Below are 11,449 nucleotides of genomic sequence, written 5' to 3' on the forward strand. Positions count from 1 at the left end.
CCGAAGCCTCCAACTCCCAGCGCCCCACAGTGGGCGCTGAGTCGCGTGCGCCTGCACCCGGGGCGAGCATGCCGCGCACCGGCAACCCGGCGGTCGACTTCAGCCTGGACTTCCTGGGCTCCCTCGTGCGCTTCGGCGTCACCGATCTGGTCGTCTGCCCCGGCTCGCGCTCGCAGGCCCTCGCCCTCGTGGCGGCCGAGCTCGAGCGAATCGGCGCCGTTCGCCTGCACGTGCGCATCGACGAGCGCTCGGCCGGCTTCTTCGCCCTCGGTCTGGCCGCTGAGACCGCCCGCACGGTGCCCGTCATCACCACCTCGGGGACCGCCGTCGCCAACCTGCTCCCCGCAATGCTCGAGGCGTTCCACGCCGGGGTCCCCCTGGTCGCGGTCACCGCCGACCGGCCGGAGGAGCTGCTCGGCATCGGGGCGAACCAGGCCACGACGCAGCCCGGGATCTTCGGGCCCAACATCGTGCACGAGGCGGTGGATGCGCCGACGGGTGCACCCGCGGAGTCGGCGGAGGCCGAGCGCCTCGCGCTGCGCGCCGCATCCACGACCGGACCGCTGCAGCTGAACCTCGCCTTCCGCGACCCGCTGAGCGTCGCCGTCCCATCGCTCGAAGCCTGGGCCGAGGGCGTCGACCCGGGCGAAGTTCCCGGCGGCGACCGCGTCGCCGAGGTCAGCCAGGCCAGCGATGCGGATGACGTCCTCGACGTCGACGCCGCCGAGTGGCAGCGCACGCTGGTCATCGCCGGGGCTGGCGCCGGCCCGGTGGCCGAGGAGGTCGCCCACGCCGGCGGCTGGCCGCTCATCGCCGAGGCGTCGAGCGGCTCGCGCTACGGCCGCAACCTCGTGCTCGCGTACCGACAGCTCCTCGGCGCGAGCTCCCCTCGGCCGGATCTCCGGGATGCTGTCACGCGGGTCCTCGTGTTCGGGCATCCGACGCTCAGCCGCGAGATTCCCCAGCTCATCGCCCGCGAGGGAGTGCACGCCGTCGTCGTCGGCTCGACGGGCGGCGAGCCATACAACCCCGGCCGTGCCGTCGCTGCGCACGTCGAGGCCGTGCGCGTGCATCCCGTCTCCGCTGGCGACGCCGAGTCCCGGGCCGAGTCGCGCTCCTGGCTGCGCGAGTGGGTGCTCGCGAGTCGGGAGATCGTCACGGCCTCAGCGGAGCAGCCGCCAGCGCCAGACATCGAGGCGTCGAGATCGAGCGACAAGGCCGTTCGCAGCCGATTCGCCAGGCAGGAACTCGCCGTCGCGCGCATGAAGGTCGACAGGCGGATGCTGGTCGAGGCCGTCTGGAGCGCCACCTGGCCCCACGACCGGCTTGTGCTCGGCGCATCCACCCTCATCAGGGTGCTCGATGCTCACGTGCCGGGCAAGCCCGTGCGAGTGCACTCGAATCGGGGACTCGCTGGCATCGACGGCACCGTCGCGACGACGCTCGGCGTCGCCGTCGGCAGCCAGCTCGCCGGCCCCGTCTCAGCCCAGGGTGGTGTGACGCGTGCGCTCATCGGCGACCTCACCTTCCTCCACGACGCCTCTTCGCTGCTCGTCGGACAGGGTGGCGAGTGGTCGCCCCGCGTGCAGCTCATCGTCGGCAACGACGGTGGGGGCACGATCTTCGATGATCTCGAGGTGGCTCGCACGGCCGCCTCCGCCGCGCACGCACGGGTGCTGTACACGCCGACCGCGGTCGACCTCGAGTCGCTCGCGAGGGCCTACGGCTGGAGCTACCTGCGCGTCGAGACGCGCGCCGAGCTGGAGCGCGCGCTCGTCTCTCGGGAGCACGCGCGCGTCCTCATCGAGGTGCCTCTGCAGCGAGGCTGAGCAAAATGTCAGGACATATGCTTGCCGTGCACTGTCCGGCCTGAGCAGCGGAGGAACGATGGCCCCTACATCCCCCAACCCCGAGACGCGCGCCGCCGCCGAGGGAGACATGAACTTCCACACCCGCAAGTGGGTGCGACCGGAGGACCTGAACGCGAACGGCACCCTCTTCGGCGGGAGCCTGCTGCGGTGGATCGACGAAGAGGCCGCGATCTACGCGATCATCCAGCTCGGCAACTACCGCTGCGTCACCAAGTACATCTCGGAGATCAACTTCGAGGCGTCCGCGCAGCAGGGCGACCTCATCGAGATGGGGCTCGTGGCGACGCACTTCGGTCGCACGTCGATGACGATGCGCGCCGTCGTGCGCAACATGATCACACGGCGCACGATCCTCTCGATCGAGAAGATCGTGTTCGTGAGCCTCGGCGATGACGGGCACCCCGTGCCGCACGGGTACTCGAGCATCACGTACGCGCGCGACCGGATGCCGACCACGCATCCGCAGACCGGCACGATCGCCGTTCCCCGCGTCGGGGAGTAGCGCCGCCGCTCCGAGCGGCGGCGGCGCTGCGGCATCGGGCTACTGGTTGCCGACCTGCTTGTCCGCCGCGTCGCGTGCACCCTTGATCTGATCGGTGAACTTGTCGCCGGTCGCCTTCTGGGCGGCGTTCGCGACGCCGTCGAGGATCTTGTCGCTGATGTCCTCGGCCTTCTCGCTCTTGAGCGCCTCGGTGACTCGCGGGTCCTTGAGGAACTCCTGCGCCTTGCCGGTGATGTTCTCGATGCCCATGTGCTTCTCCTCTGCTGGGCGCCGCTTCCGCTCCGTCGCGAAAGCTGTTCGCGCGAGCAGAGCATAGCGTCGGCGGGTGGCGTTAGCCTGTCCTCATGCCTCACTTCACCACCGAAGACGCTGCAGTGCTGCGCGTCGATGAGAACTTCGATCTGGGTGCGCTCGACCCCCGCTCGACCCCTGGATTCACCGGCAAGAAAGCCGACGCCGCAACCCTGTTCACCGAGCACGACGACGAGATCGCGGAGCTGCAGGAGTGCATGTTCGCGAACTCGCGGGCGGGTCTCGAGGCGCCGTCCGTGCTGCTGCTCCTGCAGGGCATGGACACGTCCGGCAAGGGCGGAATCGTGCGTCACGTCATCGGGGGCGTCGACCCGCAGGGCGTGCAGATCGCCTCATTCAAGGCGCCGACGGCCGAGGAACGCGAGCAGGACTTCCTCGTGCGCGTCCGCAAGCAGCTGCCCGCCGCCGGCAAGATCGGCGTCTTCGACCGCTCCCACTACGAGGACGTGCTCATCCAGCGGGTCCGCTCATTCGCGCCGCCGGAGGAGATCGAGCGCCGCTACGGTGCCATCGTCGACTTCGAGAACGAGCTCGCCGCATCCGGAACGAAGCTCATCAAGGTCATGCTGCACATCTCGAAACAAGAGCAGGGCGCGCGCCTCGCGGAACGGCTCGAGCGCCCGGACAAGCACTGGAAGTTCAACCCGGGAGACATCGACGAGCGCCTGCTCTGGGACCAGTACCAGGAGGCCTACGAGATCGCGTTGCAGCGCACATCGACGGAGACCTCGCCCTGGTACTGCGTGCCCGCCGATCGCAAGTGGTTCTCCCGCCTCGTGGTGAAGGGCCTGCTGCTCGATGCGCTGCGTGGCTTCGACCTGCAGTGGCCCGCCGCTGATTTCGACGTCGAGGCCGAGAAGCGGCGTCTCGCCGAGAGCGCGTAGCTCAGTCTGCGAGCTCGGGCGGCCAGACGACGCCGAACCGCTCGAAGACGACCTCGTGCTGCGGCGTGAACTCGCGACCGACCGCGGCCCGGGTGCGTTCCCAGTAGCGCTGGTGCTCCCGGCGCCAGCTCTCGAGGCTCCGGTCGTCTTCGCCCTCGTCGTAGGCGAAGGCCTCGTCGACGCTGTCGAAGGGGCCGACGCGCAGCTCCGTGCTGCGGATGACGACGACGGGCCTGCCTCGGCCATCGCACGCGATCCAGTGCGATCCGATGCGGGGCAGCAGCTCGCCCTCCTCGGCGAACTCCTCGACGAGCGCGGCGGTAGCGCGCTTCGGTCCGTGCGTCACCAGCGCAAGCAGCTCATCGGCGAGCTCGACGCTGTCGCCGAAGTTCTCGACCGAGTACTCGGGCGCGGCGGCGGCGGCACCGGGGTTGGCGGCGCGGTAGGCGTCCCACATCGCGGCGGCCGCGGCGCGGTCGAGTTCAGGGAGCTCCGTGCGGCCGAGGGCCGCGTTGCTGTTGGGTGCCTCTGTCATCGCGAGTCCTCTTCGTCCGGCCCGCCGGTGCTGTCGCCGCGGAGCGCTTCCACGATGGGGCGGAACTTCAGCTGCGTCTCCCGGTACTCGTCCGAGGCGTCCGAGGACGCCACGATGCCGCCGCCCGCGTACGCCGTGATCGACCCGTTCGCGTCGATCTCGGCACCGCGCAGGGCGACGGCCCACTCGCCGTCCCCGCCAGCGCCCACCCAGCCCACTGGGCCGGCATAGCGCTGTCGGTCGAACGGCTCGAGGGCGAGGATCGCGTCAAGGGCCGTGGGTGTCGGGGTGCCGCCGACGGCCGCCGTCGGGTGGAGCGCATCCACGAGATCGAGCACCGTCACTCCCGCAGGCAGGGTGCCGCGGATATCGCTCGCGAGATGCCACAGGTTCGGGAGCTTGAGAGTGAAGGGGACGCGGCTGCTGGTCAGGCCCGTGCCCGGGTCGTCGTGCGTGTCGAGGGTCGCGAGCGAGGTGAGCGCGCTCTCGACGGCGAAGCGGTGCTCTGCCAGGTTCTTCTCGCTGTGCCGCAGCCTCGCCTCGGCCCGCGCGTCTGCTTCCTCGTCGCTGCCGCGGGGTGCCGTGCCGGCGAGCACCCGCGCCGAGACCTGCCGCTCGAGCACACGCACGAGCGTCTCCGGGCTCGTGCCCGTGAGTCCGTCGACGGCGTAGGTCCAGCACTCCGGATACGCGGAGGCGAGCCTCGCGAGCAGGCGGCGGCGGTCGGCGCCCTCCGGGAGGGAGCCGCGCTGCTCGCGCGCCAGCACGACCTTCGAGAGGTGACCGGTGTGGATGAGGTCGAGGGCTCGGTCGATGGCGCGCCGGTGCTCGTCGCCGGACATCAGGCCGTCCGTGAGCGTCGCCGCGGCGTCGATGTCGCCGAGAGGTGCAGCGTCGGGGAGGCGCGGCTCCGGAGTCGAGCCGTCGGCGGTGATCGCCGTCACGAAGCACCGCGCACCTCGACGCCCCACGACGAGCTCGGGAACCTCGAGGACGCTGCGCGCCCCCGACTCGGCGGCGAACGCGAACGCGCCGAACGCGATGAGGCCAGAGCCCGTCACCTGGGCGACATCGTCGATCTCGGCCGCCCCGACGACGTCCCGCCAGGCGGCGGCGGAGTCCGGGATTCGCGTCGCACCTGTGAACTCGCCGCGCCACGCGCTCCCCGTCGCGACGACTCCATCGCCCTGACGAAGCCACACGAGGGGGGAGGTCGACGACGCGAAACGGAGGAGATCGCCCGGATCGGGGACCTCGATCGTCCGTGCGCGCAGGCGGGGGAGGATCACAGCTGGCACGACGGCAAGACTATCCCCAGCAATCCACTGGAACACGGCCAGGGCGAGACGTGCGCCGCAACGTAGGATGATCTGGTGACAAAAGCCGACCTGAACAAGCGACCCGAGCAAGTGTCGTCGATGTTCGACCGTGTTTCCAAGAAATACGACGAGACGAACGACATCTTGAGCATGGGCAACGCAGCGCGTTGGCGCGTGCAGACGCGGCACGCCATCGCCCCGCAGCCCGGCGAGAAGATCCTCGACGTCGCAGCGGGGACGGGCACGGTCAGCAAGGTCCTCGCCGACGCGGGCGCCAAGGTCACCGCCCTCGACTTCTCCGCGGGCATGATCGAGGAGGGCAAGCGCATCCACGGCGCGAACCCGAACATCGACTTCGTGCAGGGCGACGCCACCAAGCTTCCCTTCGACGACAACACCTTCGACGCGTCGACGGTGAGCTTCGGCCTGCGCAACGTGCAGCAGCCGAAGGTCGCGCTCCAGGAGATGCTGCGCGTCACGAAGCCGGGCGGGCGCCTCGTCATCGCCGAGTTCTCCACGCCGCCGCAGGCCCTCATCCGCACGGGATACCGCGCGTACATGCAGATCGCGATGCCGACCATCGTGAAGCTCGTGAGCAGCGACCCCGAGGCGTACACCTACCTGAACGAGTCGATCATCGCCTGGCCCGCACAGCGTGAGCTGGCGTCCTGGCTGCGCGAGGCGGGCTTCGAGCGGGTCAAGTACCGCAACCTCACCGCCGGTGTGGTCGCCCTGCACAAGGGATTCGTCCCGCTCGCCGACTCCGGCAGCGTCCCGAGCTAGGGAGCAGCAAGCCAGCAGGCACCGGCAGGGCGCCGGCCTGAACCCCCAACCAAGTCCGCCCGAGGGCACCCCCTCGAGCGGAGAACCTGAACCACCAGGAGACATGAGCGTGGAGCTCCCCAAGACCGAACAGCGCCGGAAGGCGCGAAGCACTGTGGTGCCGGGCGGAACCGACGACCTCTTCGACGGTCCGAACTCCGACGTGCTGCGCGAGCGCCTCGACGCCGGATTGGCCGCGGTCGAGACCCGCCTCCGCGACGAAGTCCAGTACGCCGACGAGATCGCCGACGTCACCGCCCGATACCTCCTCAACGCCGGCGGCAAGCGCCTGCGCCCCATGCTCACCGTGCTCGCCTCGCAGTTCGGCGACACCCCCGGTTCGGACGAGGTCATCACCGCGGCTGCCGCGGTCGAGCTCACCCACCTCGCCTCGCTGTACCACGACGACGTCATGGACGAGGCGGAGCTGCGTCGAGGCGTCGCCGCAGCGCACCTGCAGTGGGGCAACTCCATCGCGATCCTCGCCGGTGACCTGCTGTTCGCCCGCTCGAGCCTCCTCTTCTCGGAGCTCGGCCTGCGCGCTGTTCGCCTGCAGGCGACGATCTTCGAGCGGCTCGTGCTCGGCCAGATGCGCGAGACGACAGGGCCGGCCGCGGATGTGGACCGTATCGACCACTACGTCGGGGTCCTCGCGGACAAGACCGGCTCCCTCATCTCCGCTGCAGCCCAGTTCGGCGCGATCGTGTCCGGCGCACCGGAGTCCGTCGTCTCGGCGCTCGCCGAGTACGGTGAGCGCGTCGGCGTCGCCTTCCAGCTCGCCGACGACGTCATCGACCTGCAGCAGAACCCGGACGCGACAGGGAAGCTGGCCGGCACGGATCTGCGAGCCGGCGTCGAGACGCTGCCCGTGCTGCTGCTCGAGCGCCAGGCCGCGACCGACGAGGCGAGCCGCGACCTGCTGGAACGCATCCGGTCCAGGGTCGCCGGCGTCAACGAGCAGCCCGAGGAGACTCGCGCGAGCGAGGAGGAGATCTCGGGCATCATCCGCGAGCTCCGCGAGCACCGCGTGACGCAGCTGACGGTCGACGAGGCCCAGAACTGGGTGACGCTCGCCGTCGAGGCGCTGCGGCCAGTCAAGGCCGGCCCCGCGAAGAACGCCCTGGAGCGCTTCGCCGCGGAGGTCGTCAGCCGCGACCGCTGACCGAGCTGTTCGCGAGACAGCTCACCCCCTGACCCCTTCTCTGGAGGACATGTGACCACGCTCCGCCTTGCCATCGTCGGCGCAGGACCAGCCGGTATCTACGCGGCAGACATCCTGCAGAAGATGGAGCGGCAGTTCGATCTCTCGATCGACCTGTTCGACAAGCTGCCGGCGCCGTACGGGCTCGTCCGGTACGGCGTGGCCCCTGACCACCCCCGCATCAAGGGGATCATCAACGCCCTCCGCGAGGTGCTCGAGTCGGGTGTCATGCGGGTCTTCGGTGGGGTCGAGTTCGGCAAGGACATCACGCTCGACGACCTCAAGCAGCACTACCACGCGGTGATCTTCTCGACCGGGGCCATCCGCGACGCCTCCCTCGACATTCCCGGCATCGACGCCCACGGCAGCTTCGGGGCAGCCGACTTCGTGAACTGGTACGACGGGCACCCCGACGTGCCGCGCACCTGGCCGCTCGAGGCGCGGGAGATCGCCGTCATCGGGAACGGCAACGTCGCGCTCGACGTGGCCCGCATGCTCGCGAAGCACCCCAAGGACCTCCTGTCCACCGAGGTGCCGCAGAACGTCGTCGACGGGCTCGAGGCGAGCCCCGTGACCGATGTGCACGTGTTCGGGCGTCGAGGGCCCGCGCAGGTGAAGTTCACGCCCCTGGAGCTGCGCGAGCTCGGGGAGATCCCTGACGTCGACATCATCGTCGACGAGGACGACTTCGATCGCGACCCAGCCGCGGCCGAGCTCGCCAAGACCAACAAGCAGCTCATGGTCATCGGCCGGATCATGGGCAAGTGGCGGGGCGAGCGCGAGCTCACCGCATCGCGGCGCCTGCACCTTCACTTCTACTCGAAGCCGGATGCGGTGCTCACCGAGGATGGGCCAGATGGCGAGCGTGTGCGCGCGATCCGCATCGAGCGCACGGAGCCCGACGCCGAGGGTGGCGTGCGGGGCACTGGGGAGTTCATCGAGCACCCGGTGCAGGCCGTCTACCGGGCCATCGGGTACTTCGGCTCGCCGCTTCCCGGGGTTCCCTTCGACGAGCACCACGGCGTCATCCCGAACCATGAGGGGCAGGTGTGGGACGACGACAACCAGCAGGTCAACGGCATGTACGCGACCGGGTGGATCAAGCGCGGCCCCATCGGCCTCATCGGGCACACCAAGTCGGATGCGCTCGAGACCGTCACGCACCTCGTCGCCGACCAGGGCAACTGGTGGACTCCGGCCGACCCGAGCGAAACCTCCGTAGTCGAGCTCCTCGAGTCACGTGATGTGCGGTTCACTGACCTCGAGGGCTGGCGTCGTCTGGATGCACACGAGCTCGCGCTCGGCGAGGCGGCTGGTCGCGAGCGGATCAAGGTCGTGGACCGCGAGGAGATGACGCGCATTTCCCGCGGCGAATAGGGGTTCCACCCCCATCTGAGGAGGAGGGGAGTTCTCCCCATCGCGGAATGGCGGTTCACCTCGTACGCTCGGAGTACACGCAGAGAGCGGAAGAAATTCCCGGCCGAGAATGGTCCGGGGCACAGACTTCAGCCGGCGGTTGAGCCGCGTCGCATCGGTCGTTCTGACCGCGGCGCGAAACTGGGGGAGCTCGCCGTCGGCTGAAGGTACTTTCGATCGTCCGGGTGGCCTCGATCGAGAAGTGCGACTTCGAGCGGGTTCCTATTGGATGACGCTCGTCAGGCGGGCGACGTTGTCGAGCGCGCGCGTCAGGATCGGCCGCTGCCGCCACTCCTCGAGGGGCAGCTCGTAGCTGCGCTGTCGGTACCCGTTCTCGACCTCGCGCATCCGGTTCACGAACTCCTCGCCGTGCACCATGAGCATGAGCTCGGCGTTGAGGGTGAAGGAGCGCATGTCCATGTTGCTGGAGCCGATGAGCGTGACGGAGTCGTCGAAGGTGATGTGCTTCGAGTGGAGGATGTACGGGCGCCGGTACAGCATGATCTTCACTCCGGCCCTCAGGAGCGCCTCGTAGTAGGAGCGCTGCGCGTGGAAGACGAAGAACTGGTCGGCGATCTCGCCGACGAAGAGCTCGACGCTCACCCCTCGCTGCACGGCCGTCGTGATGGCGTACATGAGCGAGTCGTCCGGCACGAAGTAGGGGCTGACGATGACGATGCGCTCTCGGGCCGCGTAGAGCAGCTGGTTGAAGAGGCGGAGGTTGTTCTCGTTCTCGTAGCCTGGCCCGCTCGGCACGAGCTGGCAGGGGAATACGTCTTCCTGGTCGCCCGCTTCGATCTCTGCTTCCGCCTCGTCGGGCTCGGGGGTGACGGGGTCGTTCTCGAAGACATCGGTCAGCAGCTCCTCCGTCTCGGCGTACCAGTCGGAGATGAAGACGGCGTTGACCCCCGTCACCATGGGGCCCTCCATGCGGAGCATGAGGTCTTTCCATCTGAGGGCGTCGGTGCCGGGCTTGGGGCCACGGTGGTAGTCGCGGGAGATGAGGTTCTGCGAGCCGAGGTACGCGGTACGTCCGTCGACGACGAGGAGCTTGCGGTGGTTGCGCAGGTCGACGCGCTGCATGCCGCCCTCCCACGGGTACAGCGAGAGCATGCGGTGCCAGTCGGCGCCGATCTCGGTGAGGCGCTGCTTCATCTTCTTGTAGCCCCGGTACCGCATGGAGCCGATGTGGTCGAAGAGCACCCGCACCTTCACGCCGCGCTGCACGGCGCGTTCGAGGGCGTCGAAGAACGGGGCGGTGGCGTCGTCGTGGCTCATGGCGTAGAAGAGCACGTTGACGTAGCTCTCCGCCTGGTCGATCTCCCGAGCCATGCGCCTGATGGAGCGGTTGTAGCTGCCGTGGAGCTCGAGGCGGTTGCCGTCGGCGAGGGGGATCGCGGTGAGGTGCTCACCGAGCTTCGTGACCTGCTCGAACCAGGAGGGGTGCGTGATGGCGCGCTCCGCCGGGGCGATCTGGTCGGTGGCATCGCGGATGATGCCGTCGACCTGCGCCTGCATTCGCCGCCGCCTCGTCGGCAGCTGGTTGGTGCCGAACAGGAAGAACAGGATCACCCCGGCGTAGGGGATGAGGACGATCGTGATGATCCAGGCGAGCGCCGTCGTGGGCCGTCGGTTGCGGGGGATGACCACCACTGCCGTGACGATGATGAGCACGTAGATGGTGGCGACGAGCCCGAACCAGAACCCGGTCAGACCGAGTTCCGGGTACCACGGCATGAGCGCCCCGACGGCCGTGCTCGGGTCGTAGCCGGCGCGGCCGCCTGCGACCCCGGGTGGCACTAGCGGCGGTTGACGAACTGGAGGTCGACCTCGACGTCGGCGGCCTTGAGCAGTGCCATGGTGGCCTGCAGGTCGTCGCGGCTCTTCGAGGAGACGCGGAGCTCGTCGCCCTGGATCTGCGCCTTGACGCCCTTGGGGCCCTCGTCGCGGATGAGCTTGGTGAGCTTCTTCGCGCTCGGCTGGTCGATGCCCTCCTTGAGGGAGGCCTCGATGCGGTACTCCTTGCCGGAGGCGTAAGGCTCACCGACATCGAGCGTCTTGAGCGAGAAGCCGCGCTTGATGAACTTGGTCTGCAGGACATCGAGCACCGCCTTCACGCGCTCTTCACTGGAGGCCTTGAGGAGGAGCTTCTCGCCAGACCAATCGACCGAGGCGCCGACGCCCTTGAAGTCGTAGCGCGTCTCGAGCTCCTTCTGCGCTTGGTTGACGGCGTTGTCCGCCTCCATCTTGTCGACCTTGTTAACGACGTCAAACGAGGAATCTGCCATGCCGTCCATGGTAGCGAGGCCCGCCGACAATCTCGCGAGCGTGGCGGTTCGTCGGGTCGTTTCGACAAACCGGGTGGAAGTCGGTAGTCTCTAGCCTGCACGTTTGCGCTTCGCGCTGTGCACTGGCGAGTTACCCAAGCGGCCAAAGGGATCTGACTGTAAATCAGACTGCTCAGCATTCGGGGGTTCGAATCCCTCACTCGCCACGAACACCATGACGCGAGACATCTTCGAGATGTCTCGCGTCATTTGCGTCTCCGGGATCATCCCCATCCCCATCCCCATCCCCGCCCCCATCC

General features: G+C 68.7%; 11 protein-coding genes and 1 tRNA gene. 7 read left to right on the forward strand and 5 right to left on the reverse strand.

Going from position 1 to position 11,449, the window contains the following annotated elements:
- Positions 1-68: 68 nt before the first annotated feature.
- Positions 69-1,829 carry a 2-succinyl-5-enolpyruvyl-6-hydroxy-3-cyclohexene-1-carboxylic-acid synthase gene (gene menD / locus C5E06_RS16945; protein WP_104307630.1) on the forward strand — a complete coding sequence of 587 codons (1,761 nt, stop codon included), beginning with the start codon at positions 69-71 and terminating at the stop codon, positions 1,827-1,829.
- Between the two features lie 58 nt (positions 1,830-1,887).
- Positions 1,888-2,373 carry an acyl-CoA thioesterase gene (locus tag C5E06_RS16950; protein ID WP_104243423.1) on the forward strand — a complete coding sequence of 162 codons (486 nt, stop codon included), beginning with the start codon at positions 1,888-1,890 and terminating at the stop codon, positions 2,371-2,373.
- A gap of 39 nt (positions 2,374-2,412) precedes the next feature.
- Here C5E06_RS16950 and C5E06_RS16955 read toward each other — a convergent pair whose 3' ends face one another.
- Entirely contained in the window at positions 2,413-2,622 is a 210-nt protein-coding gene (locus tag C5E06_RS16955; protein ID WP_104243421.1) for an Rv0909 family putative TA system antitoxin, read from the reverse strand.
- 95 nt (positions 2,623-2,717) lie between these two features.
- On the opposite strand from C5E06_RS16955, the gene C5E06_RS16960 reads away from it, so the two are divergent.
- Positions 2,718-3,569 (forward strand): PPK2 family polyphosphate kinase, encoded by an 852-nt coding sequence (locus C5E06_RS16960; protein ID WP_104307631.1) that lies wholly within the window; start codon positions 2,718-2,720, stop codon positions 3,567-3,569.
- A gap of 1 nt (position 3,570) precedes the next feature.
- On the opposite strand, the gene C5E06_RS16965 is transcribed toward C5E06_RS16960, so the two are convergent.
- Positions 3,571-4,104 (reverse strand): ASCH domain-containing protein, encoded by a 534-nt coding sequence (locus C5E06_RS16965; RefSeq protein WP_258063380.1) that lies wholly within the window; start codon positions 4,102-4,104, stop codon positions 3,571-3,573.
- Complete coding sequence (locus C5E06_RS16970; protein ID WP_308471439.1) at positions 4,101-5,402, reverse strand: isochorismate synthase; 1,302 nt, start codon at positions 5,400-5,402, stop codon at positions 4,101-4,103. Before C5E06_RS16970 ends, C5E06_RS16965 begins: the two co-directional genes overlap by 4 nt.
- A 75-nt stretch (positions 5,403-5,477) precedes the next feature.
- On the opposite strand from C5E06_RS16970, the gene C5E06_RS16975 reads away from it, so the two are divergent.
- The 3 genes from C5E06_RS16975 to C5E06_RS16985 all read left to right on the forward strand — a co-directional run bounded on the left by C5E06_RS16975 (position 5,478) and on the right by C5E06_RS16985 (position 8,823).
- Entirely contained in the window at positions 5,478-6,206 is a 729-nt protein-coding gene (locus tag C5E06_RS16975) for a class I SAM-dependent methyltransferase (protein WP_104243417.1), read from the forward strand.
- A gap of 103 nt (positions 6,207-6,309) precedes the next feature.
- Positions 6,310-7,407, forward strand: a complete 1,098-nt coding sequence (locus C5E06_RS16980) for a polyprenyl synthetase family protein (protein ID WP_104243415.1) — start codon at positions 6,310-6,312, stop codon at positions 7,405-7,407.
- Positions 7,408-7,458: 51 nt separating this feature from the next.
- On the forward strand, positions 7,459-8,823 hold the full coding sequence (locus C5E06_RS16985; RefSeq protein WP_104307632.1) for an FAD-dependent oxidoreductase: 1,365 nt from the start codon (positions 7,459-7,461) through the stop codon (positions 8,821-8,823).
- Between the two features lie 261 nt (positions 8,824-9,084).
- On the opposite strand, the gene cls is transcribed toward C5E06_RS16985, so the two are convergent.
- Both cls and C5E06_RS16995 read right to left on the reverse strand, forming a co-directional pair.
- On the reverse strand, positions 9,085-10,599 hold the full coding sequence (gene cls, locus C5E06_RS16990) for a cardiolipin synthase (protein ID WP_104307650.1): 1,515 nt from the start codon (positions 10,597-10,599) through the stop codon (positions 9,085-9,087).
- A gap of 62 nt (positions 10,600-10,661) precedes the next feature.
- On the reverse strand, positions 10,662-11,150 hold the full coding sequence (locus C5E06_RS16995; protein WP_104307651.1) for a YajQ family cyclic di-GMP-binding protein: 489 nt from the start codon (positions 11,148-11,150) through the stop codon (positions 10,662-10,664).
- Positions 11,151-11,274: 124 nt separating this feature from the next.
- Between C5E06_RS16995 and C5E06_RS17000 the strand changes: the two genes are divergently transcribed.
- Positions 11,275-11,356: transfer RNA gene (locus C5E06_RS17000), tRNA-Tyr, on the forward strand.
- Positions 11,357-11,449 lie beyond the last annotated feature (93 nt).

The sequence above is a fragment of the Pseudoclavibacter sp. RFBI5 genome, assembly GCF_002931395.1.
In the GTDB taxonomy this organism is placed as follows: Bacteria; Actinomycetota; Actinomycetes; order Actinomycetales; family Microbacteriaceae; genus Pseudoclavibacter.

Coding starts and splice junctions, on each gene's coding strand:
- menD (WP_104307630.1), top strand. CDS start 69: ATGCCGCGCACCGGCAACCCGGCGGTCGACTTCAGCCTGGACTTCCTG.
- C5E06_RS16950 (WP_104243423.1), top strand. CDS start 1,888: ATGGCCCCTACATCCCCCAACCCCGAGACGCGCGCCGCCGCCGAGGGA.
- C5E06_RS16955 (WP_104243421.1), bottom strand. CDS start 2,622: ATGGGCATCGAGAACATCACCGGCAAGGCGCAGGAGTTCCTCAAGGAC.
- C5E06_RS16960 (WP_104307631.1), top strand. CDS start 2,718: ATGCCTCACTTCACCACCGAAGACGCTGCAGTGCTGCGCGTCGATGAG.
- C5E06_RS16965 (WP_258063380.1), bottom strand. CDS start 4,104: ATGACAGAGGCACCCAACAGCAACGCGGCCCTCGGCCGCACGGAGCTC.
- C5E06_RS16980 (WP_104243415.1), top strand. CDS start 6,310: ATGAGCGTGGAGCTCCCCAAGACCGAACAGCGCCGGAAGGCGCGAAGC.
- cls (WP_104307650.1), bottom strand. CDS start 10,599: ATGCCGTGGTACCCGGAACTCGGTCTGACCGGGTTCTGGTTCGGGCTC.
- C5E06_RS16995 (WP_104307651.1), bottom strand. CDS start 11,150: ATGGCAGATTCCTCGTTTGACGTCGTTAACAAGGTCGACAAGATGGAG.